General features: G+C 46.5%; 19 protein-coding genes and 1 pseudogene. 13 read left to right on the top strand and 7 right to left on the bottom strand.

Going from position 1 to position 24,496, the window contains the following annotated elements:
• Positions 1-51: 51 nt before the first annotated feature.
• The gene (locus tag NYE54_RS17955; protein WP_339265036.1) at positions 52-2,301 is read right to left on the bottom strand and encodes an AraC family transcriptional regulator; all 2,250 of its coding nucleotides are present in this window, start codon (positions 2,299-2,301) and stop codon (positions 52-54) included.
• A 301-nt stretch (positions 2,302-2,602) separates the two neighbouring features.
• Here NYE54_RS17955 and NYE54_RS17950 point away from each other — a divergent pair, with 301 nt between their 5' ends.
• From NYE54_RS17950 to NYE54_RS17940, 3 genes are all read left to right on the top strand, one after another.
• Positions 2,603-3,514 carry an ABC transporter permease subunit gene (locus NYE54_RS17950; RefSeq protein ID WP_339265034.1) on the top strand — a complete coding sequence of 304 codons (912 nt, stop codon included), beginning with the start codon at positions 2,603-2,605 and terminating at the stop codon, positions 3,512-3,514.
• Positions 3,515-3,640: 126 nt separating this feature from the next.
• The gene (locus tag NYE54_RS17945) at positions 3,641-4,552 is read left to right on the top strand and encodes a carbohydrate ABC transporter permease (RefSeq protein ID WP_339265032.1); all 912 of its coding nucleotides are present in this window, start codon (positions 3,641-3,643) and stop codon (positions 4,550-4,552) included.
• A 447-nt stretch (positions 4,553-4,999) separates the two neighbouring features.
• Complete coding sequence (locus NYE54_RS17940) at positions 5,000-6,538, top strand: extracellular solute-binding protein (protein WP_339265030.1); 1,539 nt, start codon at positions 5,000-5,002, stop codon at positions 6,536-6,538.
• 408 nt (positions 6,539-6,946) lie between these two features.
• On the opposite strand, the gene NYE54_RS17935 is transcribed toward NYE54_RS17940, so the two are convergent.
• Complete coding sequence (locus NYE54_RS17935; protein ID WP_339265029.1) at positions 6,947-7,954, bottom strand: GDSL-type esterase/lipase family protein; 1,008 nt, start codon at positions 7,952-7,954, stop codon at positions 6,947-6,949.
• Positions 7,955-7,996: 42 nt separating this feature from the next.
• Entirely contained in the window at positions 7,997-9,058 is a 1,062-nt protein-coding gene (locus NYE54_RS17930) for a GntR family transcriptional regulator (protein ID WP_339265028.1), read from the bottom strand.
• 266 nt (positions 9,059-9,324) lie between these two features.
• Here NYE54_RS17930 and NYE54_RS17925 point away from each other — a divergent pair, with 266 nt between their 5' ends.
• Positions 9,325-10,350: an SGNH/GDSL hydrolase family protein gene (locus tag NYE54_RS17925; RefSeq protein ID WP_339265026.1), complete on the top strand. Its 1,026-nt coding sequence runs from the start codon at positions 9,325-9,327 to the stop codon at positions 10,348-10,350.
• Between the two features lie 256 nt (positions 10,351-10,606).
• Here the strand turns inward: NYE54_RS17925 and NYE54_RS17920 are convergent, their stop codons facing one another.
• Positions 10,607-11,521 carry a dihydrodipicolinate synthase family protein gene (locus tag NYE54_RS17920; RefSeq protein WP_339265024.1) on the bottom strand — a complete coding sequence of 305 codons (915 nt, stop codon included), beginning with the start codon at positions 11,519-11,521 and terminating at the stop codon, positions 10,607-10,609.
• A 254-nt stretch (positions 11,522-11,775) separates the two neighbouring features.
• Between NYE54_RS17920 and NYE54_RS17915 the strand changes: the two genes are divergently transcribed.
• Entirely contained in the window at positions 11,776-12,612 is an 837-nt protein-coding gene (locus NYE54_RS17915) for an acyltransferase domain-containing protein (RefSeq protein ID WP_339265022.1), read from the top strand.
• Positions 12,613-12,737: 125 nt separating this feature from the next.
• Here NYE54_RS17915 and NYE54_RS17910 read toward each other — a convergent pair whose 3' ends face one another.
• Positions 12,738-13,652 (bottom strand): DMT family transporter, encoded by a 915-nt coding sequence (locus tag NYE54_RS17910; RefSeq protein WP_339273545.1) that lies wholly within the window; start codon positions 13,650-13,652, stop codon positions 12,738-12,740.
• A 106-nt stretch (positions 13,653-13,758) separates the two neighbouring features.
• Here NYE54_RS17910 and NYE54_RS17905 point away from each other — a divergent pair, with 106 nt between their 5' ends.
• Both NYE54_RS17905 and NYE54_RS17900 read left to right on the top strand, forming a co-directional pair.
• Entirely contained in the window at positions 13,759-14,238 is a 480-nt protein-coding gene (locus tag NYE54_RS17905) for a DUF5946 family protein (protein WP_339265020.1), read from the top strand.
• 517 nt (positions 14,239-14,755) lie between these two features.
• The gene (locus NYE54_RS17900) at positions 14,756-15,706 is read left to right on the top strand and encodes a LacI family DNA-binding transcriptional regulator (protein WP_339265018.1); all 951 of its coding nucleotides are present in this window, start codon (positions 14,756-14,758) and stop codon (positions 15,704-15,706) included.
• Positions 15,707-15,868: 162 nt separating this feature from the next.
• Here the strand turns inward: NYE54_RS17900 and NYE54_RS17895 are convergent, their stop codons facing one another.
• Positions 15,869-16,822, bottom strand: a complete 954-nt coding sequence (locus NYE54_RS17895; protein WP_339265016.1) for an AraC family transcriptional regulator — start codon at positions 16,820-16,822, stop codon at positions 15,869-15,871.
• A 304-nt stretch (positions 16,823-17,126) separates the two neighbouring features.
• Between NYE54_RS17895 and NYE54_RS17890 the strand changes: the two genes are divergently transcribed.
• Both NYE54_RS17890 and NYE54_RS17885 read left to right on the top strand, forming a co-directional pair.
• On the top strand, positions 17,127-17,345 hold the full coding sequence (locus NYE54_RS17890; protein WP_076321441.1) for a cation transporter: 219 nt from the start codon (positions 17,127-17,129) through the stop codon (positions 17,343-17,345).
• Positions 17,346-17,581: 236 nt separating this feature from the next.
• Positions 17,582-19,378 (top strand): annotated as a pseudogene (locus tag NYE54_RS17885) (heavy metal translocating P-type ATPase); the annotation flags it as partial.
• Between the two features lie 51 nt (positions 19,379-19,429).
• Here NYE54_RS17885 and NYE54_RS17880 read toward each other — a convergent pair.
• The gene (locus tag NYE54_RS17880; protein ID WP_076321439.1) at positions 19,430-19,822 is read right to left on the bottom strand and encodes a metalloregulator ArsR/SmtB family transcription factor; all 393 of its coding nucleotides are present in this window, start codon (positions 19,820-19,822) and stop codon (positions 19,430-19,432) included.
• A gap of 232 nt (positions 19,823-20,054) precedes the next feature.
• Here NYE54_RS17880 and sufC point away from each other — a divergent pair, with 232 nt between their 5' ends.
• The 4 genes from sufC (at position 20,055) to gpmA (ending at position 24,442) form a co-directional block, all read left to right on the top strand.
• Positions 20,055-20,882, top strand: coding sequence for a Fe-S cluster assembly ATPase SufC (gene sufC / locus NYE54_RS17875; protein WP_339265014.1), 828 nt, complete (start codon positions 20,055-20,057; stop codon positions 20,880-20,882).
• Between the two features lie 17 nt (positions 20,883-20,899).
• On the top strand, positions 20,900-22,216 hold the full coding sequence (sufD, locus tag NYE54_RS17870; RefSeq protein WP_339265012.1) for a Fe-S cluster assembly protein SufD: 1,317 nt from the start codon (positions 20,900-20,902) through the stop codon (positions 22,214-22,216).
• A 15-nt stretch (positions 22,217-22,231) separates the two neighbouring features.
• On the top strand, positions 22,232-23,629 hold the full coding sequence (gene sufB, locus NYE54_RS17865; protein WP_076321436.1) for a Fe-S cluster assembly protein SufB: 1,398 nt from the start codon (positions 22,232-22,234) through the stop codon (positions 23,627-23,629).
• Between the two features lie 63 nt (positions 23,630-23,692).
• Positions 23,693-24,442: a 2,3-diphosphoglycerate-dependent phosphoglycerate mutase gene (gene gpmA, locus NYE54_RS17860; RefSeq protein ID WP_339265010.1), complete on the top strand. Its 750-nt coding sequence runs from the start codon at positions 23,693-23,695 to the stop codon at positions 24,440-24,442.
• Positions 24,443-24,496: the final 54 nt, after the last annotated feature.

The following is a 24,496-nucleotide window of genomic DNA, read 5'->3' as shown; positions in this document are numbered from 1 at the left end:
CAAGCATACTTAGCTGCCGCTTCTCCATGATAAGCTGGCAAGCGCGATATCTTAACTAGGGGAGTCCCCGTGGATTTCCCGATACTGCTTCGGAGTTAGATTCGTGAACTTCTTGAATGCGGAAAAAAAATGCCCTTTGGATATGAAACCGCATTGATCTGCAATCTCCAGCACCGAGAGCTGGCTGGAGATCAGTTTCTCCTTCACTCTCTCGATTCGTTCCTGAAGGATGTACTCGGACAATGACACGTTCATGATCTCTTTGAATAGCTGCCGGATATAGCTGACGGAGAAGGAAAAATTGTCGGCTATCTGCTCGATCGATAATTGCGCATCCTGCAAGTGGTTGTCCACGTATTCTTTAATCTCCAAGACGATCTCTTCCTTGCGGTTCGAAGATTTCGGAACTTCGGTCTCGGATGCGAGCTTCGTGACGATGCTCTCCAGCCATGCTTGAAACTCGGACAGCGTGCTGTACCGCTCCAGCAATTGATGGATGCTGCTGATTTCATGCAGAACGCTGGACTTGTTAAAATTTTTGAGCAGGTCATAAGTAAAGTAGGTCAGGTTAAGCTTACAGTCGCGATAAGGAAGCTCATGGACGTGCTTCATCTGCTGACGCAGCAGAACGAGCGCGGTCTCCGGGCGGCCGCGGCGGATCGACTTGATGATCTCGGCTGTCTCCAGCGCCTCAGACGCAGAAGGATACCCTGCCATAAACTCTTCATAATCGCTCTCCAGAAAAATTTGCTTCTCTCCGTTAAGAAATCGCAGTTTCGTCAATTCGTAGATATGATCATAGATGTTTCGGATATTAGCGCCGAAGTCATAGGCATTGCTGACTGCAGCCGTTGTATCAACGTTCAGAATGCGTGCGACCTGATGGTGGATCTCCTCCAGAAGACGTTGTAGCTGAAGCTCGTCCAATTCTTGGCCTCCGATGACCAGGATAAGGTGATCGCCGCCCATATCCAAGCCTTCGGCCGCATAAGAACCTGCACCAAACACTTCTTCGCTAATATTGCGTATGGCGTACTTGATCAATTTCCGGGAGGGGAAATCGTAACGTTCGCAAAAGACCGTATAGGCTTCGATCCGAAGAACGGCCAAAAACAGAACGTCGCAGGAAGCGAGCTTGGTCTGGGTATGGATATATTCATAGCCCTTGGTACCCGGCGTCCCGTGCAGCATCCACTGGGCGAGTAGTTCCGTTCGAACGAGCTCGGATTGGTTTCTCATGGATGCATGAAGCTGCTCCACGTTGTTCAGCAGCATATCGATGCCGTCGTGGATCCATTGGATATCCGGCTTGGCATCGAACGTGGAGTTTGCGAATGCAACCTTTCCCTTCAGCTTTTCCGACAAGAAGGTGATGGAACGCAAGGAACGGCGAGAACTCCAGAAGAACAACAAGGAGAGGAGTGCCAGTAGCAGCAATGTATACGTTATCAATTTGTGCTGGAATAAGGAGATGTGGCGTGTCAAAATATGATACTCGTTCGAGTAGTATACCGACCAATTTTCAGTAGTCAGCTTGGCTGTATTGACGAACCATCTCTGATGGGGGAGCCGAACTTGAAAATCGCTGTCCTGCAGCTCCCGGCTCGCTTGATAAAGCTGTCCGCTCAGCGCGGGATTGGATACGCCCAATAGAAGTTGCCCATGCTCGTCGAGAATCCGAATGTCTTGCTCCGAGGCGATCGTTTGGCCGAACAGAAGCTTCGACAGCAGCGGTTTATCAACGAGCAGCACGAGGTAGAAGTCAGACGGCTTCTCGGGGGTTGCGGGCAGAATAAGGGCCAGGGAGTCCGAGCCATCCAGCGAATGATTAAAGAAGCGCAAATATTGGGGGTGGAATGACTTCACACGCTCCAGCATGCTCGGGTCGGCAAAGGATTCATTACGGACGATTCCGGCTTTGGAATCGACGACAAGATTTTGCTTCAAATTAATCAGATAGGATCGCTGGATGAGTGGTTCGGTGGACATGAAGTTGGATTGGGCGACGAGCGCAGCATGGTCGATGAGCGGATCTTTGCTTGTATTGAAGAACCAGTTCTGAATATTCTGATCGGCGTACATGCTGAGCCCGTTAGCTTTCAAATTGCCGAGAATCATTTCGGCCTTCGAAGCCAGGTTGTTGACTTCGTTCTGCGAATTGCTGCGCACCTCCAGCATGGTGTATTTTGCGAATTCTGCAGACAGTAAATAGACGAAGGGAATCATGGAACAGATCAGAACGGTGGTCAGTACAAGAAAGGTTCGAAAATAGGTCTTCTGTAAAATAGGTTTGATCTTCATATATAAGCCAGCACCCCTTGCTGATGGATTGACGGTTTAAGGGTATAACGTAACGGTTCGATAGAAGAAACGAGCCGTGACCTCTTTACTCAATCATATCCTGACCCTTGTGTGAAGTCCTCATTTTGACAAAGTAGAAATAAAGATGATGCTGAAAGCCCGATTTACCGCACAATCCCTAAGTTGAATACCCTTTGTGACACAATGAGGACTATTCCGAATTCCTCCTTCCGTACATAATAAACACTGTCAGGATATGGCCACATCGGACAGACCAGATCGAATGGAGGGATACTATAAATTGAGAATGTTTAGGGATCTTGTAAAGAACCGGGGCTTGTATACGATGGCGATACCGGGAATCATTTTTCTCGTTGTCTTCTCCTATATTCCTCTGTCCGGACATCTGCTAGCGTTCAAAGACTTTCAGATCAGCAAAGGCATATGGGGCAGTGATTGGGTGGGGCTGGACAACTTTCGCTTCTTTTTCTCCAATCGGGATTGGATTCAAGTGACGGTCAATACGGTTTATTTAAATGCGCTGTTCATTATTTTCGAGATGGTTTTTGCGCTTCTCATTGCTCTTTTCTTGAATGAGATTCGCTTGAAATGGTTTAAACGCACGATTCAATCCGTCATCTTCCTTCCTTATTTCATTTCCTGGGTCGTCGTGGGGTATATGGCATTCATTTTATTCAACAATACGGACGGCCTGATTAACCGCGTGCTGGGCATGACCGGGCTTCAAGCTGTCGATTGGTACCAGACCCCCTGGGTATGGCCGATTATTCTAACCTTAACGCGAATCTGGAAGAGTGCCGGTTACTACTCGATTATTCTGCTCGCTGCCATTACAGGTTTCTCCACCGATTATTATGAGAGCGCCCGCCTGGATGGAGCCACGAGGCTGCAGCAGATGAAATACATTACGCTGCCCTTGCTGAAGCCGCAAATCATCATTCTCGTCCTTTTGGGAGTCGGACGGATCTTCTACGGGGATTTCGGCATGATCTACGGAATTATCGGGGACAACGGAATTCTATTCCCGACGACTGATGTCATCGATACATATTCCTATCGGGCGTTAAGGCAGCTTGGCAATTTCAGCATGTCATCGGCTATCATATTCTATCAGTCTATCATGGGGCTTATCGCCGTCGTTTCGTTTAATGCGTTGGTTCGGAAAATCGATAAAGACTCCAGATTATTTTAAGAGCTTGTTCAAAATGTCATCTTTCCATGACAAAACAAATTATGAAGTGGACTCAACATCGAATCTTGAACTGACTTTTTGGACACGCACTTTAATTTTGCGGAATGTAAGGGAGGTGAATTCCAAATGAATCGTCCGGATGCTCTGATCCCGCCCCCACCAGTCCAACGGACAACCGAGTTCTCCGATAAAATGGCGGTGTTGTTGTTCGGACTGTTTTTGATTATATTTGCGCTGGCTTGTTTACTTCCTTTTTGGCTGATGGTCATTAATTCATTCTCCAGCACCCGAAGCTTGGCGGTGAACGGATACTCCATATGGCCCGCTGAATTTACGCTGGAGTCGTATCGTTTCCTCCTTCAGGGCGAGCAAATGTTTACCAGCTATGGCATCACTATTGCGGTAACAGCCATCGGAACCGTTATCGGCCTCGTCGTCACTGCGTTGTTTGCTTACGTGCTGGCCCATCCGAAGAACCGATACCGAGGCTTCCTCTCGTTTATGACCTACGTGCCGATGGTGTTTGGCTCGGGGCTCGTCGGCTTCTATCTTCTGGTCGTTCAATGGCTGCATCTGAAAGATACGCTGTGGGCGCTTGTGCTCCCTTACGTCATGAATCCGTTTTTTGCGTTTATCTTAGTCTCGTTCTATCGCTCGTTGCCTTATGAGCTGAACGAATCGGCTAACATGGACGGCGCCGGAGAGTGGACGATCTTCTTCAAAATTATCCGGCCGATCTCAACGCCGGTTATTGCAACGATCAGCTTGTTCTACGCACTGCAATATTGGAACGATTGGTGGCTGTCCCTTCTGTTTATCGATAACAGCGATATGTACCCGCTTCAGCTGCTTCTTCGGCAGCTCATGTCGCAGATGCAGCTCACATCGCTCAATCACGGCAATGTGCTTACGCTGCCGCCGGCGGAAGGGGTCAAGTTGGCAACGGTATGCCTGACGATCGGCCCAATTATACTTGTCTATCCAATGGTTCAGAAGTATTTTGTCAAAGGTCTGACGCTCGGTTCGGTGAAAGGTTGAATATAAGAGGTTGTTCAAAAAGTCGTCTATGCATGACGAAGCAGATCATGAAGCGGATTCGACGTCGAATCTTGAATTCAGCCGGGCCAAAGCGTATGTTCCCGGAGCATGTTTCCTGCGGAAACATTTCAGTTGCTCACGTAGCCTCCATTAAGCTAACGGACACCAAAAACGCTATTAGTCCGCTTTGTGGTAGTTCCCGATTCTAACGGACCGAGGAGACCTTATTTCGGTCAAAAGCGGCTAAATGGCCGCCATGAGGGACCAATAAGGCCTCTGGAGTCCGTTACAGCGGGAAATAGCCGGGAAATGGGCAAATAAGGTCATTACGGTCCTTTACGCTGCCGCGCTACCAGGCGTCCCTAGCTTCATCCAATCTTCTTGGTCCTGAAAACCTGACTTTTTGAACACGCACTATAAGATGATGATTTGAAGGGAGTAATTTACATGGCCAAATCAAAACGCAAGTTCTTGGCGACGACGCTGCTCGGACTAGCCATCGCATTGTCCGGGTGCTCCGGATCCGGCGGGGATGCCTCCGCGCCGGGTGATTCCGGGGAAACCGGCGATCCGTCCCTTGAACCGGTCACTTTGGAGGTTGTCATTCCGGGGGCAAAGGGGGCTAACTATGACGAGGTGCTGACCGAAGTCAACAAGCGACTAAAAACCGAAATCAATACGCAGGTTAAATTTACATTTGTCGACTTTGCCGATCTGAATCAGAAGACCAACGTCATGCTGGCTTCGGGAGAGAACGTGGATTTGATGTTTGATGCCCCGTGGCTGCATTTGGACACGATGGCTTCCCAGGGCTATTACGAAGAATTAAGCGAACTGCTGGAGCAATACGGCCCCAACGTAAAAAAGACGAGGCCGCAACAAATGTGGGACGCCAACAAAATTAACGGCAACATCTACGGCGTTCCCTTGGGAAGCGCCTATACTCAACAGAGAGCAGTCTTCATCCGAAAGGACCTGAGGGAGCAGTTCAACTTGCCGCCCGTAAAGACGTATGAGGATCTTAAAACTTATCTCTATGCCGTTCGTGACGGTAAGTCCGGTATTACACCGCTACTCGCAGGCGCAGACGACGTCACCTACAGCTGGGTCAACTGGCTGATCCGTGACGATACCAGCATCAACATTCGTCCAACGAATTTTGCTGGAGCCAGCTTGATGCTGTATTACAAGGGCAACGATGGGAAGGTCTACAACTTCTTTGAAACCCAGGAACCTAAGATCTGGTCCGGCATCCAGGATGTCCGCAAGCTGTTCGTGGACAAAGTCATGTCGCAGGACGTTTTGACGAATAAAAGCAGTCCGGCAGAAATGCAGCTTCAGAATAAAGTGGCGGCTACGCCCCAAATGGCCTTTGGGGTTCCCCAATCGTTCAACGACCAACTGAAACAGGTCGTTCCGAGCGGCGAGTTGGAAGCCGTGCGTCTGTTTGACCTTACCCAAGGGAAAAACATTTCCAATTTCAAGATGGATAACTTCATCTGCATTGTAAAGACGAGCAAGCATAAAGACCGCGCGATGATGTTCCTCGATTGGGCGAACCGGCAGGAGAATTATGATTTGTTGGAACACGGAATTGAAGGCGTGAACTGGAAATCGGTCGGCGAGCATCAATACGAAACGCTGAACAACGATGGCGGTATCATCTCGTTCCAGCTCATGTTGAATCCTACGTTAGAGCGGGAGTGGGCTGGTACGGACGAAGAGACTCAGAAGTACAGTCAATTCATTATGAAAGCCGACAACTTCACGAAGGACATCCTCACCGGCTTCACTTTCGATCCGACTCCGGTGAAGAACGAAGTGGCCCAGTTTGCGACTATTCAGGCCAAATACTATAGCGGACTATTTAACGGGGCGCTTGAACCGGACGAATACTTTGCCAGATTTAAAACGGAAGGCGAAGCGGTGCTCAAGCCAATCCAGACGGAGCTGCAGAATCAGGTCGATGCCTTCTTGGTAAAATAGAGATTGCTGTTCACTGGAACAATGCCCGCAAAAAAAGGACCGCTTCCAATAGGAAGTGGTCAGCCTGTTGAAAATCTTCAACAGGCTTTTTTATTATTTACGAAATGATGTGGAGTTCGTTTTATGTGGATTCCGGTTCGAGAACGATGCCTCTGTCCCCGATTTTGGTATCCTTACATCAATGGGGAGTGTCCCATGTGGAGCGAAAGCAGCTCCAAATGGCGAATAATGAACAAACAGAAACGGACTAGCGTATGACTTTACGCTAGTCCGTTTCTTTCTGCATCGACTCGCAAAATATATCGAAGTGATTATGAGGCATGTATAGATATTTTGACGAAATCGTCCTTGATAAGATTGGACCGCTACGCATAGGAAGCGGTTCTTTTGGCGGGTCGTTGTTATTTTCTAACGGCTTCCGGTAAACGGGGCAGGACCGGAGATAACCTGACGGATTGTCCCGGCCAACTGTTCAGCCATTTGCCGATGCTTCTTGACGGAGGGATGCCCGCAGCCTCCCATTCCGTCTTCCGGCCGCTTGATGAGCGGAAACTCCACGAAATGAATGTTGTCGTCGCCTTCTTCGTGGAGACGCTGGACGAGAGCCTTCAAATGGGGAGCGGGATCCAGCGTCATCGGACCGATTGCGCAGAACAAAGGGGCCGATGGATATCTATCGCGAATAAAACCCGTCAATTTGCGATATTGTTCAAGGTAATCCGCAGGCTCGATGGGCGCGGACCAATCATTGGTTCCGAGATTAACGACAACCATTTCAGGATGAAACGGATCTATGGCTTGTTGATCAAGATCAGGACAGATGGTTTCCATGAAATAATCCGACATGCGGCCTTCTTGGCCACCGCCGAAATTCTGATAGCATCCCGTGCCGGACGCGCCCACAATCAAAGTTTCGGCATTCAAAAGTTGACCGGTCAGCGAGCTGTAAGCGAGCGCGATATTTTCGCGTGAAGCATCGCAGTCGCAGGGAATCTGCGCCTCGTTACCAAAGCCGCACGTGATCGAATCACCAATGATGAGCAGGCGATGGGGAAGAGGGGCTGGCGGGCTCAGAAGAGCTCCGTTCTCCGTAGTTAAATCGGTAAATTTAATGCTGCCGAATGCCGCCTCCGTACGTTTCTGCAGCGTTAAGGTATGGGGCGCATCTTCCAGATCATCCGCAAGCTGGTACAGCCGGTTATCCGGATCGATTCTCATCACCCTTACCGGAAGATCGTCGATATAGACGTTAAGCCAGCTTTTCCCCTCTCCGTTGACATCCTCGATCTCGGCCGTTATTTCCCGTCCTTGAAAGCGTACGGTTATCGCACTTCCGGGAAGAAAACAGGAGATGCCATCCGTTTCTTGATGAAAGAGCCCGTGCCTCAGACTGGAAGACGCAAAGTCGAATTTCATAACGCATTCCTTCCTCTCATTGATTTATTTGAGCTGACAACGTTACCCGTAAGGGTTCTCGCATGTAGACTCCCGAATCACCAAAGAAACGCCAGACAATATTTTCGTGTTTCCTCCAAGAGTTTTGCCTTGAATAACTTGGTGGAGTAAATGCGCAGCGTTTCTGCCGATTTCCTCGAAATCTTGCCGGACGGTAGACAATCCGATCGAGAGGTTGCTGGAATGGTCCCAATCGTCGAATCCCATAATGGAAACATCCTGCGGAATTCTAATGCCGCGGTCCGTCAGCTTCTCGATCATTTCTATGGCAAGTTTGTCATTGCAGCAAAACAAAGCAGTAACATTCCGCTTCAAAATACTGTCGGCTAGTGCGTCATAGTCCACGCGGGTCAGCAAGTTATCGTCGGTTAACGGAAACCCTGCGTGACGCATGGCGCTGCAATAGCCGGCGAACCGCTCCTGCTCGGAATGAAGAAAGAAGTGATAGCTTGCGAACTTTATTTTGGTGTGCTTCAGACGGATCAACTCCCGGGTAGCCAGGATCGCTCCGTCATAATTGTTGCATCCGGAAAAATAGCTGGGATGATCCACATTGTACCGGTCTACCAATAGATAGGGGATGTTATTTTGTTCGATGAATAGGTAGTTATCCTTGCTCTGGATCGGATCGAACGGATAAATCAAGAAGCCGTCGACTTTCCGGTCCAGCATTTTCTGAATGGATGCTTGTTCAACGGCCAAATTTTCGTTGCTCCATTCCACGATTAAGGAGTAATTGAATTCGGCGGCCACTTGCTGGGCGCCTTTGATGATTTTCATATACGATACATCGTAATTGTCCTCCGCCGATAAAATGAACGCGATCAAGTGACTCGAATGGTCTGCGGCTTGATCTCCATTTACAAAAGAGCCCTTTCTTTTGATTCTGGTGATTACGCCCTCGTTGGCCAGTTCCGTCATTGCTTTTCGAATCGTTATTCCGCTTACATGAAATTGTTTCATAAGATCTTCTTCATTCGGCAGCTTATCGCCAGAGCGAAGCTTGCCGACTTGAATCTGATGCAGCAGCGCTTGTTTTACCTTCATGTACTTCGGCTCGTTCACAAAAATTCTCCTCTTTTACAGACTGGTGCTTAATCACGGTACTTCAAATGATTTTATAAAAGTATACTTTATTAATGCATTGAAATCAAGGCTTTTATCTTGAATTTCATGCATATGTATACGTATAAATTAAGGGGATTCATTGCTTAGTAATTGACTAAAAGTATATCGATTGATAATATAAATATAGTTATTAACAAAATAAAGTATACTTTATTTTACTATAAGGACTTCGTTAGTCTATGCAAAAGTTGAAGGGAGGAATTATGTTGGAGTTTAACTTTACCAAATATGCCAGGCTGATGGGGAGATTCGATCTGACCGAGAAAGAGAAGCCGAAATGCGGATGGGTCAACAGCGCGGTTTTTGTTGCCTTCCGAGGTACGGCCATCTCGATGACGGCTGAGGATTCCGACGGCCAGGATTATGTTGAAATCGTAGTGGACGGCGTCGCTCGTAATTGGATCAATTTGAAGAAGGGGGTACATGAATACATAATCGAACAGGGGCTGCCGGAGGGTGAACACACTTTAGAGATCCACAAGCGAACGGGGATCCTCACCGGAAGTATAGCATTTCATCATTTTTCTCTGCCTGACGGCGGAAGCTTCCTTGCCCCGCCCGCGGCAAAACCTGTCCGGCTTGAATACTTTGGGGATTCCATCACGGATGGAGCAGGGATCGGTCATCCGCATGTGCTCGCTGAAGCTCCGCATCTTGACGACGGATACATGTCTTATGTCGGGATCAGCGCCAGAATGTTGAATGCGGAATATCATACGATGGCCATATGCGGAATTGGCGTTTGGCAGGATGCGGTAGGGAACAAGCAAGGATTACCGGAACATTTTTCGGGAACGCTCGGCAAAGGGACGGCGCCATGGGACTTTTCCCGGTATATGCCTGATGGAATCGTCATTAATTTGGGCCAGAACGATTATTCTACGCCAATTGACGATGAGGCGTATATTGCCGCTTATATTGAATTCATTCAGGTTATCCAGGAAAAGTATAACAATCCCTACGTCTTTTGCTGTGTCGGAACCATGAATAACAACTATCTTGCGAGCGTGAATAAGGTCGTGTCCTATTTCAATCAAAGCGGAAACGGGAAGGTATTCGTAGTTGATCTGGGGTTGATTCATCCGGAGGTGGAAGGATGGGGCGGCCGATATCATCCCGGCTATCAGACGCATTACCGAATGGGATGGGAACTAGCCTCTTTTATATCCGCCAAGACCGGATGGGAATTGCTTAAGCGTCCGTCGATCGCCACGGAATGCGTGTTTTGAAATCATTGATTTAACAGAGTCGCTAAATCAGAGCGGCGAATACATGAGGAGCATCATGCTATAAACTGGAGCGTGGGTCATTTTCCGAAAAAATGGATTCATTCAGCTCGATCCAGAATGCAGCTTTCGGAGGAAAAGAAACGTGACGATCGAAATAAAAACGACCGTTCCCTGATTGAATATGGGGACGGTCGTTTTTATAAGACTTTCTTTTTGAATTTGCTGCATGACAGGGGACGAGTTATTTTAAAAAAAATCACAAAAAAGGAGTATCAGAGGATTCTAATGTCTGCAAATCTTCTAATATGGCCTCCAAATCTTTTCTGGCCGATGGGCTCAATGACTGTAAGGGCAGAGGAAGGCTTGGGCTTGAAACAAGATCGCTGATTTCTGCTGCCGTGGATACAACGCGAAGACTACCGTATTTAAAGAATAGCTTCCATAGAGGGTCTAGAAGGTGCGATAATCGTTTTGCTTCGTCAAGATACCCTGCCTGGACCAAACGAGTTAACTGGAGGCAAGTTTTTGGAAATATCCCTGCGAGAGCTGAATACCACGCTTCACAGCCTGCACTCAAGCCAATGACTCCAAACGGATCTCCACTGATCCCTATGGTTACATGGGGAGGAATTACGGATCGTAGATTGTTAACTCGCGATCTAGCTTCCGCTAAATTAGAAGGGACTCCGGGGATCTTTATCGAACAGACGTTTGGTAGTTCAGCAATCCGACCATGTAACTCATCGCTAAATTGAAAATGGGTGGTACTCGGATTATCATATACACATAATGGTACGGAAAGTGAGCGGGTCACTTGTTCGTAAAGTTTAAATACCTCTTCATCCATTAGTGTTTGATAGGAGAAAGGAGCAAGTAAGACGGCGCTTGCTCCTAATTTTTGTGCATATTCAGCATATCGAAGTACATCAAGGGTGCGGATCGCACTTATACTCGTCATTACGGGAATTCCTTCTGCTGAATGGATAACAAGTTGAAGTACACGGGACCGCTCATCCCGGTCCAGGTATGCATAATTTCCGGTTGAGCCGAGCGCGCCAATGGAGTCGACGCCGGCGTTAACTAAACGTTGTATCAAGGTCACAATAGACTGTTCGTCTATACCCGTCTCATTAAGTGGTGTTAATGGAAAAGCAGATAATCCGTGGAACATGAAATGATACCTTTACAATCGCGAAGAATTATAATTGGATTATAAGAAATGAATTGGACTACTTTACAGTGCCAATTTCCAATCAATTAGCAGTGCCAATTTTTCTGCGAAAATATTACGGGAACGGCAACGCTATTAATACGTAAAACAGTGGAAGCCGATTTAAAATCAAACAAGATGTCATAACACTGGTTGCCCCTCGCGTATTCGTCAAAGGGCAGACATTGCTGTGCGTTCAGGGGAGTGATGATTTCATGCATTTACTTGAGTTTTGCAAAGGAATCCAACTGGGGGAAGTAGCTGTCCGGATCATTGTAGACTACGACATGGAGGAGAGTGAATACGCGGAGTTAAAGCAACGTTTTCAGACGGATCGCCATTCATTCTTCCAGCATATTACAGGAGCAGCCGGGTACAGGCAAAAACTGCTTTACCTTTTCGCGAGATTTTCCATTGATGCTTATGGGGAGTACCGAGTTCGGGGAATCGCCGACAAAATCTATTTCGATACGTTTTCGGACATTCGGGTTTGGTGCGAGGTTTGTTACCGGGATTACGGCGAGTACGGCATTGAGGAGTACAACTGGCTTCAAGAGCATGTCCGGCTCCGGCTGTTCCGCCTTGGCAGGCTGCAGTTTCAGCCTATCGCTTTTGAAAGCGACTTAAAGGAAGGGAACCTGACAGTGGAGAAGCATCAGCTCGTGCTGAATGTGCACATCCCGGAAGGGGAGCCGCTAACCCCGCAAGAGGTGGAACACTCCTTTTCGTTAGCCCGGGCATTCTTTAGAGGCATTCCGCCAATCTACACTTGCCGCTCTTGGCTGCTGTATCCCGGTCTTGATAATATCCTGAAAGCCGAATCGAACATTCTACGCTTTCAGCGGCTGTTCCATATTTATGAGGTCGATGAAGCATCGAGGGAAGCCGAGCAGCGAATCTTCAATCGAGTCACAGCGGATCCTTCCGAATATGGAGAGGAAACGAGTTTGCAGTGTGCAGCGAAAGCGTTTTTACAAAATGGTGGAAAGCTTGGCCGGGGCTGTGGTATATATGTGCCGGAAACTAATAACCACTTTGATCAAGAGGTGTGACACGCAAAAAGAGCAAGTGTCCCTCAATTCTATTCAATTGAACTGAGGGATTCATATTTTTTTACGCTATCTACTTGAAAAGGAGCATATCACATTTGGTTAGCGGGCTTTTTGGACACAAACATTTAGCTTACATAATGGTTGTCAGCTCTATTTATAGATTTCTTGTTCCAAATATCAAATCGAATGTTACTGTTAACAATCCCGTATAGAATAATAATCACCCCTATCCACTGAGGCCAGCTTATGGCTTCTCCCAGCACTAAAGAGGACATGATAACGACAACCGGCAATTCGGATGACGTAAGAATGGTTCCCAATCCCGAACCAACATGCGGCATTCCAATCGAATACAGAAGTGGTGGAAGGACGCCGCCGAATATGCCCAGAGCTAATCCGTAAGGAATGATTCCCATAAGTACATCCAAGTCAAACAAAAACGTTGGCGGAAATACGATAAATATGGTCAATGCGCCTCCCGTGGAAAGAAGTGCGCTTTTTAAAATAGGAGGGGTCTCCTTTTCAACCGACCCACTCAAAAAAACGAATGTGGAAAAGGATAATGCCGCAAGCATTCCCCAAAAGCTTCCCTGCCAAGACAACGCCAAGGGTTCCTGAAATAGGATTTTGGCAGCCAACATGGAACCAACCAGAAGCAATGCGATGGAAATAAGTTTCGTCTTGGTCGGTTTTTTCTTATGGAATCCCCACTCCAACAAAGCTCCGATCCAAACAAATTGGAACAAAAAAACGATAGCAAGAGATGCGTTTAAAGTTTGTAAGGCTTGATAATAAAATATGCCCGTTAACCCGAATGGAACTCCGGATAAGATAAGCCTTGAAGTTTGTATTCGAGTCAGTTTTTTCTTTTTAGTAAATAACACGGCAAGCCAAGTAAGCACAACACCGAAGAGATACTGTCCTCCGGTTACAGCGGACACGGTGAAACCTGCTGCATACGCCAATTTGACAAAAGTGGACAAAACCCCATAACTGCAGTCTCCTAAAAAAACGATTAGTGCATAGTGCCATAATTTCATCAAATCAATTGCCAAGGTATACCGATGAATATTAGGTTTAGATCAATGAATCGCTCCATGCGACTCCATTCATTTAGGTATTGACTTTCTCGCAAGGTTAAGGATTATGATTCTAAAGGAAAGAGGGGATTATGAGCTGTTAGGAGGGGAAATCCTGTCGAATACTTGCGAAAAATGCAGTGCCCATCTACCTATGGGGAATACATGTCAATCGATTTTTAACGAATTTATGGCACTTGAATTCACCGATCCTAGCTATGGACGGGTTCACTTTCTCACTGTTGCATCTTACATGGTTCAACATGAAGGCTATAGCGATGAGATGTATGTCTGGGTCCAAACTGCATTACGGAAGCATCTGGAAGAAGGCTACGCTACGGAGTTGATTCGCCAAGATATGGCCAGAGGACCAGGGAGCACCAAGGGGATTCGAAGGCCAGTGAATGCGTCGCCTCTCCCCAAGGTGGCTTGGACCATGACGATTGCCGACGTGGCTGCACAGATGCATGACGCCGAAAGCTATTGTAAGCTCATTGAGCAGTGGGGGCGTACGACACTTAAAGAGATGAGAGCGCTTGTTTTATGATGAATGATGCGAATCAGAACCAAGTCAAACGGCGTGCGGCTCTTTTGAGCAAAACCGATGGGTCAGCGCTGCCAGCATCTATTCTTGGAAGAATGCGCAAATTGCGGATTGCGGCGTACTGACTCTGACGCCTTTTAGGGGAAATACGCTCGATCGCGAAGTGGTGTGTTCAATCCGCAAGTATGCCTCTGATCAGGGATACGAACTTCAGTATCAATGCCTGCTCGATAACCAGGCGTCTACTACATCCAACATGCATTTTACGACCAAAGACTCTTCCGGCACTGGTGGGGTCTTTTTTGCGCTTATTTCTTGATTTTTTTAGTAGAGTTATATTGCACAAACTAAATGTAACATCTGGGGAATTGTGTATTTCAAGGAATATTGGATATAAGCGGCCAATCTAGGTTAAGGTTCTCATTAGTGTGATTACACTTGTGGGAAGCTGATTGTTGTTTTACATGCTGATTTGGTGTAAGACTAGTGTATGAAGTGTGAGATATAGGAGAAGGTGACAATGGCAAATATTAATGATATCGCAAAGCGTGCAGGAGTATCCGTATCAACCGTATCAAGGGTGCTGAATCAACATCCTTATGTATCTGAATCGAAGCGGGCAGCTGTTCAGCGTGTGATTGATGAAATGGACTATACGCCAAATCGCTTAGCTGTCGATTTAATCCGAAAGGAAACAAGAAGTATCGGTGTGATCATGCCATACAACAACAATCAAGCCTTTGATCAACTGCTTCATGGTGTACTTAATCGATCGGTTGAACGTGATTATTCCGTGATGGTTCTCCCTACAAAGTACGATCCTGAAAAAGAGCTTAGCTGCTTAAATATGCTGAAAAATAAACAACTGGATGGAATTATCATTACCTCTCGTTCGAACACTTGGGATGCCATTATGCCATATACCAAGTATGGGACGATCGTCGCATGCGAGTTTACGGATCATCCTGAGATTGGCTGTGCTTACATGGATCGATATGCATCTTATGTAGACACGTTTCAACTGTTAAAGGATAGAGGGCATTCACGAGTCGCTTTTACGACAGCAAGAGGAGAAGAGAGTAATAGTACACAGCTGACAATAAAAGCGTATCAGTATATATTTGGTGATCTGTCGCCAGCATACCATATCACGGATTGCTACAGCATTGATGACGGGGTAAGAGCAGCACAACAACTACTTAATATGGATCTTAGACCAACCGCTGTTTATGCGAACGGCGATGAGGTTGCGACAGGCATTTATCAGTATGCAAGGAGCATTCAACTGGGGGTGCCAGAGGATCTGGCGATCATTGGCCAAGAGAATCAGCCCGTTGGAATTGGGCTGCACCTGTCTACGGTTGATCATCAATTGGTGAAAGTCGGTGAACAAGCCTTTGATCTTACAATTGAGAAATCAAAGGATAAGGTAGAGATTCCTTACCACATCATTGTACGTCAATCGATATAGTTAGGAGCTCATCTTTAATAATGCTGATGGAATGGCGACAAATCCAAGGTTTTAGAAGAGTTTTAAAGCTTTGTCGATGGGCAAAAACATGGTTTCATTAAAAGCCGCTATTATAGCGGCTTTTTAAGTTTTATCTATGAAGTTACCAATATTCAACGGAAGTTAATTTAGTCTGATTTGATTTCGATATTCGAGAGGACTCATTTCATAAATCTCTTTAAAAGCAGCCCCGAATTTACTCTGACTTTTGTACCCCACCGCCAAGGCAATATCCCCGATGCTTTTTGAAGTCTTATGTAACATGGAAGCAGCCTGCCTGATCCGATATTCTTTCATATATGCCGCAATGGAAACGCCGTATACTCCTTTGAAAGTAGTCTTTAGTACAGTCGGACTGATACAGTATTGCTGAGCTAGTTCCTCAATCGTAAATCTTCGTTCAAAATCTTCTGTCATTCTCTTTTGAATCTGTTTGATAATATCAACTTGCTGCCTTGCATAAATCGTCTTTTGTGTCTCACTGGCTATATCAAAGTAATAAAGATATATTAACATTTCTAGTACTTTAAGCCGGAAATAAGTGGATTTGGCCTCGATAGGAACCGAGTACATACCACAGAAGATATGCTGAATCTCTTCCTTGGCCTGTATAAAAAAGCACTCATCGTTTACAAAAAAACGATTAGCCATTCCTTGAAGATCAATGGGAAGATCGGGCAAATAATCCGATAGCTGTTCTGCTAACTTTTCCAAATCAATCGTAATGTTTATCCCTTTATAGCAGCCCAATGGAAGCTCAATGCAATCACTGTGGTTGCTCATTGTGTTCATGAACAAATCACCTTCGCCTATATATTGCAGGCACCCGTCCTTCATTTTACACTCGGCTCGTCCTTCTTGACAGTGATTTAGTTCCAGAATGTTACGTTTGGAGTGAAGTGTTGGTATAAAACGGCTCGCCTGAAAGCTTAAGCTAATCACTTCAACACCAGGCATTACAGCATACACCGAGGCAGTACCTTGCCCATCCTTAGGATCCAGCTGATAAACAATGTGGTCATGGTTCCGTGCAACAATCATGCCTGTACTAAAATGTGAAAAAGCAGATGCTCCCATAGGTTGGTTTCTCCTCCGATTATTATTTCTATTTCCCATCTTAATATATACGAATTCGAATAGACAATTTCCTAGAGTCTCGGTTTTCCATTGGGAATCAATAGGCAGTATGAGTTCGTTTACATACAGTATCGCTAAAAATTATTCCAAACCGTCGAACTTTTAGCCCAAACAGATTCACTTTCCAAATTTTATTGAAAAAAACATTGGAGAGAGTATACTTTTAAACAATCAAACGATCATTTGATTGATATATGGTTTGATTGTTATAAAAAATTCGATATTTGAAGGGAGTAGTTTTTTTATGAAAAAAACTTATAAACTGAGCAATCTGGATTGTGCGAATTGCGCGGCGAAGATCGAAAATGGTATTCGCAAGCTGTCTGATGTGACCGAGGTTAAAGTTAACTTTATGGGGCAGAGGATGATTCTGGAGGCTCCGGATGATAAATTTAATGCCGTTCTTGAGGAATCCAAGAAGGTTATAAAAAAACTTGAACCGGATGTATCCATTGAGGCTTAAGCGATAGATGCAAGTTTCTCGATATGGTCCATAACGAATGAACATGGTTAGCCACATTCAAATTGCGCTATTTGATTCAGCAGTGGTTGTGATGATACAGCCGCTGCTTTTTCAAATAGGAGGAGGATAGAGACATGTCAAAAAAGGAAGTAAAACAGTTGGTGCGTATCATTATTGCATCTGTTGGTTTCGTAGCGGCACTACTCCTAAAGTTAGAGGGCATCGCTGAATTTCTGCTATATCTCGCCACATATCTCATCGTTGGAGGAGACATCATCTGGAAAGCGATAAGAAATATTTCTCGAGGACAGGTCTTCGACGAGAACTTCTTGATGTCAGTGGCCACGATCGGGGCATTCTGTCTTGGCGAGTATTCGGAAGGTATCGCTGTTATGCTGTTTTATCAGGTCGGCGAACTGTTTCAATCCTATGCCGTTTCCAAATCCCGCAGGTCCATATCCGAACTGATGGATATTCGTCCCGACTATGCCAATGTGCTAAGAAATGGGGAATTGATACAGGTCGACCCGGAAGAAGTACAGGTTAATGAAATCGTTGTGGTGAAGCCTGGAGAGCGTATCCCTCTGGACGGTGTTGTTACAGACGGTTTCTCCGCAATCGATACATCAGCTCTTACGGGAGAGTCTGTTCCGCGGGAAGTACATGCCGGAGAAAATGTGATTAGCGGCTGCATCAACCAAACCGGTAAACTGACAATCCAAGTAAACAAAGAATACGGCCAGTCTACGGTAGCGAAAATACTGGAGTTAGTTGAGAATTCTTCCGACAAAAAGAGCAAGAGTGAAAACTTTATCACAAAATTCGCTCGATACTATACGCCGATCGTTGTTTTCGCGGCGGTCATTTTGGCCATCATTCCACCGCTTATCACAGGTCAGTCATTTGGTATGTGGGTTGAACGAGCGCTGACCTTCCTTGTCATTTCCTGTCCCTGTGCTTTGGTTATTTCGGTACCGCTCAGCTTTTTTGGGGGAATCGGCGGGGCATCCAAATCCGGCGTATTAGTGAAGGGAAGCAACTATCTTGAGGCTCTGGCAAAAACAGAGATGGTCGTGTTTGATAAAACCGGTACACTGACAAAAGGCAGCTTCGCGGTCAGTGAGATGCATTCCGACAAAATGACAAGTCCGGAGCTATTGGAATTGGCAGCCTATGCGGAGGATTACTCCAACCATCCTATCGCACAGAGTATCAAGAAGGCATTTGGTAGAACCATTGATTCCACCCGCATCAAAGATATCGAAGAAATCGCCGGTCATGGTGTGAAATCTGTGATCGATGGCAAGGTCGTGTTGGCAGGCAATGCCAAGCTCATGAAACGTGAACGCATCTCCTTCAAAGAAAAGAATCTTGTAGGTACCGTAGTTCATCTGGCTGTAAACAGGGAGTATATAGGATATATCCTCATTGAGGATGAAATTAAGGAGGACGCTGCGCGCGCTATCGCAGCTTTGAGATCGGCAGGAATCAAGCAGACCGTTATGCTGACCGGTGATGCTGATGCCGTGGGGAAAAAGGTTGCCGCAACGCTCAAACTAGACAAAGCCTATACCGAGTTGTTGCCAGCGGATAAAGTTGAACGAATGGAAGAATTAATGAAGGAGAAAAGTGCCAACGGAAAACTGGCTTTTGTCGGTGACGGCATCAATGACGCACCTGTTCTTGCTCGCGCCGATATCGGCATAGCCATGGGCGGCTTGGGTTCCGATGCGGCGATTGAAGCTGCGGATGTTGTGATCATGACCGATGAGCCATCCAAAATCGCCACCGTGATGAAGATAAGCAAAAAGACGCTCCGTATCGTCAAACAAAACATCATTTTTGCTCTGGGTGTCAAGGGAATTGTACTGGTTCTGGGAGCGCTTGGCATCACAACCATGTGGGGAGCAGTATTTGCTGATGTTGGAGTATCCGTCATTGCAATTATCAACGCAATCCGGGCACTGAACGTGAAAAAACTCAATACGCAAAAAACAGTAGCCCGAGAGCAAGGGGAGAGAGCGCTGGCTTAATGTTGAGGGGGGTGTTACCGGATAGATTCTGTGAGTAACACGCCTCCTTTTTTATCGATTGAGGTTGTGATCTGCAAGTCCTTTCTTCGGACAAGTCATTTGAAAAAAATCATCGATCATTTGATGAACCAGACGTGCTCTTTCATTGTCGGCGAGTGAATAATAAACTTCTTTCCCCGCACGTCTGCTTTTGATCAGTCCGTGAAGCTTCAGCAATTTCAAGTGATGAGAAACGGAAGCGGCACTTATGCCAAGAGCGGCTGAAATATTGTTCCCGCACTCCTCGCAATGACAGAGCAACCAAAGGATTCGCAAACGTGTGCCGTCGCAAAGCTGTTGAAAGACGGTGGCTCCGTCCAGAAAATATTCCACATCAGGCATTTGCTTTAAAGCATGGCTTAAATCTTGTCCGTGGTCGTGAAGTATTTCCTTGTCTTTTTTCATGGACACTCCTTCAAATAAGTATTCATTTGAATGAAACGATCAGTATGCTCATTCTATTTTAGCCTATGCATTACCTGATATCTAGTCAAGGAATCCGGGACTTTTGCTTTCCATCACCGGTATATTTACGGTTATTCTCAAAAAGATAGTTGACAATGAGAATCATTATCAATTATTATGTTAACTAGTAAACAAAATATGATCAACACATATGAAAAGGAGTGGCGATGAAATGACAGTGAGTCTGCGAATAGAACAATTGAAGGCGGCAGTTGAGGGTAAGGAAATCTTGAAAGGTCTGAGCCTTGCGGTAAATGGGGGAGAAATTCATGTCGTGATGGGACCGAATGGAACAGGGAAGAGTACATTGGCCTCCGCTTTGATGGGGCATCCCAAGTACGAAGTAACAGAGGGAAGGGTTACGCTGAACGGAGAAGATCTGCTGGAGATGGAAGTGGATGAAAGGGCACGGGCAGGATTGTTTCTGGCCATGCAATATCCGAGTGAGATCACGGGAGTCACGAATTCCGATTTCATGCGTAGTGCGATCAATGCAAAACGTGAAGAAGGCCAGGAAATCTCGTTGATCAAATTAGTGCGCATGATGGAAGCAAGCATGCAGACGTTGGAGATGAACCCTGAATTTATGCATCGTTACTTGAACGAGGGCTTTTCCGGGGGGGAGAAAAAGCGAAATGAAATTTTGCAAATGATAATGCTTGAGCCGTCATTGGTCATTCTGGATGAAATCGACTCCGGTCTGGACATCGATGCCCTGCGCATCGTTGCTGAAGGGGTCAATTCTTTGCGCAGTGCAGACCGAGGATTCTTAATTATTACGCACTATCAGCGACTCCTTAATTATATTAAGCCGGACTTTGTACATGTGATGATGCAAGGAACCATCGTAAAGTCTGGAGGGCCGGAATTAGCGGAGCGGTTAGAAGCAGACGGATATGAGTGGATCAAAGAAGAGCTGGGTATTACAGAAGAAGCGGCGACGCCGGATGAAGAAGAGTCGTTTCAAATTCCGATGCAAACCAAGTCACCGCGTATCTGAAAGGGGAGAGCCGTAACATGACAATGAACAGTGCAGAAAACCAGTTATCAGGACAGCTTCAATTTGAAGCAGAACCGGATTGGCTGGACAAGTTGAGGAAAAGAGGCTTGGATGCCGTCAGCACCCTGCAGCTACCCAAGCTGGAAAAGACGAATCTGCAGCGGTGGCCATTAGAGCAGCAAGGGATTTGCCGTAAGCCAGAGCAGATGAGATCTTTCGATGAATTGCCGGAATCCATCAGGAAATGGGTGTACACGGACAATATGTTGGTACAGCGGAATTCGGGCCCATTAATAAAGTGCTTGTCAAAAGAACTTCAGAAGCAGGGAATTATTCTGACCGATCTGGAAACAGCAGCAAGGCAGTATCCGGAACTTGTAAAGCCTCATTTCATGCAAGCCGTGCAGACTGAAGAGAATCTGCTTACTGCGCAGCATGCCGCGCACTGGAGCGGCGGAGCCTTTATTTACATTCCTCAGGGGGTTCATGTAGAGACCCCGCTGCAGACGCTATTTTTTGTAGACGAATCCGATACGCTCTTTATGCCGCATGTTTTGGTGGTAGCCGAGAAGCGTAGTTCCGTAACGCTTGTGGAGAATACCATGTCCTCATTAGATAAGAGTGTGGCAGTGAATCAAGCCATTATGGAAGTATTCGTTGGCGAAGGTGCAGCAGTCAATGTCGTGTCATTGCACCAACTGGAAAGAGACGTGATCGACCTGACCTATCGGCGCGCAATCGTTGAACAAGACGGAAGTGTGAATTGGTTGAATGGCGAAATGAATTGGGGCAAGTCGATGAGCGATACGGCATCCATACTCAAAGGCGAAGGGGCACGTTCGGATATAAAATCAATCTTGGTAGGATCCGGCAATCAGACTATGAATATCACAGCCCGGACGGTCCATTTTGGCAAAAATTCGCCAAGCGATATGGTAATCAGAGCAGTGATGAGAGAGCAGTCAACCGCAATATTGAACGGGATCACCAAAATTGAGAAGGGAGCAAGCGGGGCGAACGGACAGCAGACGGAAAAAATATTGATGCTGCATCCCGACGCGCGCGGCGACGCCAATCCGATCCTGTTGATTGATGAAGACGATGTGAAAGCCGGACACGCCGCCAGCGTCGGACAAGTCAATCCGGAACAGCTGTATTATATGATGTCCAGAGGCATTAGCCGCGTAGAGGCCGAGCGGCTAATCGTGTATGGTTTCCTCGCTCCCGTCGTGGCCGAAGTACCGCTGGAAGGTGTAGCCACTCAGATGCAAGCACTCGTGGAACATAAGCTGGGGCAAATCAAGGAACTAGATGAAGCAAGCATATCTGAATAAGGAGGATGACAACAAATGGCCAAGGAATTGATGGAGCTGGGAGAATATCAGTATGGTTTCAAAGATGCGCATCAAGCGGTGTTCCAATCCGGGAAGGGACTGACGCGTGAGATTGTTGCTACCATATCGGAGATGAAGGGAGAACCGGGCTGGATGCTCGACTTTCGTCTGAAATCGCTGGAATTGTTCCAAAGTATGCCGATGCCTGCATGGGGCGGCGATCTGCGAGCACTGGACTTCAATGATATTCAATATTATGTCAAGCCTTCCGAGAAGCAGGGGAAGACCTGGGAGGAAGTGCCGATTGAGATTAAGCAAACCTTTGACAAGCTTGGCATACCGGAAGCGGAACAGAAGTTTCTTGCCGGCGTGTCCGCCCAATATGAATCCGAAGTCGTGTATCACAGCATCCAGAAAGAGTTAGAGGAGCAAGGGGTCATCTTCACAGACACGGATACGGCGCTGCGCGAGCACCCGGATCTGCTGCGCCAGTATTTTGGCACCATTATTCCGCCGAGCGATAACAAATTTGCCGCACTTAACAGCGCGGTATGGTCCGGAGGAAGCTTTGTTTATGTTCCAAAAGGGATAAAATGCGAAGTCCCATTGCAAGCTTACTTCCGCATCAATTCGGAGAACATGGGACAATTCGAAAGGACGCTCATCATTACGGAAGAGGACAGCTTTGTGCATTATGTAGAAGGCTGCACGGCACCGATTTACAGCACGAATTCGCTACATAGTGCCGTTGTGGAAATCATCTGTAAGCGAAATTCCCGTGCGCGATATACAACCATTCAGAATTGGGCGCCAAATATTTACAACATGGTGACAAAGCGGGCGGTAGCCGAAGAAAATGCAACAATGGAATGGGTGGACGGCAATATTGGTTCGAAACTGACCATGAAATACCCTTCCGTATTGTTAAAAGGCCGCGGAGCCAGGGGTTCGGTACTTTCGATTGCAGTCGCTGGCAAAGGACAGCATCAAGATGCCGGGGCCAAAATGATTCACCTGGCTCCGGATACGACCTCGACTATCATATCAAAATCGATCAGCAAGCATGGTGGTAAAGTCACGTATCGCGGTCTGGCTTCCTTTGGACGCAAAGCTTCAGGAGCCAAATCGAACATCAAATGCGACACGCTCATTCTTGATAATGAGTCCACGTCGGATACGATCCCTTATAACGAGATCAAGAACGACAATGTCACGCTTGAGCACGAGGCGACCGTTTCCAAGGTATCCGAGGACCAGCTCTTTTACTTGATGAGTCGAGGCCTGTCTGAAGACGAAGCGACCCAGATGATTGTGATGGGCTTCATCGAGCCGTTTACGAAAGAACTGCCAATGGAATATGCGGTTGAAATGAACAGGCTCATCAAGCTGGAGATGGAAGGCAGCATAGGGTAAGTCCTATCATCTGTCCAGAATTTTGAGGTTGCAACTGAGTTCATCAGAAAGGATGGGAGAGAGATGCATAAATTGGTTTTGATTAGACATGGAGAAAGTCTGTGGAACAAAGCGAATTTATTTACAGGCTGGATGGATGTAAACTTGTCGGATAAAGGCATCCAGGAGGCTTTACATGCCGGCAAATTACTTAAGGAAGAACAGTTGGTATTTGATGTAGCCTATACCTCATATTTAAAGCGAGCGATTAAAACACTAGATTATGTGCTGGAAGAAATGGATTTGCTGTGGATCCCTGTATATAAAACATGGCAGCTTAATGAGCGCCATTATGGTGCGCTTCAAGGTTTAAGCAAAACAACAACCGCTGAGAAATATGGAGAAGCGCAGGTTCAATTATGGCGCAGAAGCTATGATGTGCTGCCCCCTGCTTTGACAAAGGACGATGCCCGTTATCCAAGATACGATATTAAATATCGCGACATGGATGACGAGCTTATCCCGTTAACGGAAAGCCTCAAGGAAACGGTTGTTCGGGTTAGGGATTATTGGGATAAGGAAATTGCACCGCAGATTAAAGCGGGTAAAAATGTCATTATCGCTGCACACGGCAATAGTCTACGGGCATTAATCATGTTTCTGGAAAATCTCAGCTCAAAAGAGATTATTGATTTGAACATCCCAACGGGTATTCCGCTTGTATATAATCTTGATGACCGACTACATCCGGTTCAGAGATATTACCTAGGAAGCGAGAAGCATCTCGAGAGTAAGATCAAGCAGGTTGCCGAGCCAGATAAGATTATGGAATAAGGGCAAGAATTGGATTGAAACTGTCGATGATGCGTGTGGATCTATTATTTTAGT

Source organism: Paenibacillus sp. FSL K6-1330, assembly GCF_037976825.1.
Taxonomy (GTDB): domain Bacteria; phylum Bacillota; class Bacilli; order Paenibacillales; family Paenibacillaceae; genus Paenibacillus_AQ.
This window is presented reverse-complemented; position numbering and strand designations above follow the sequence as displayed.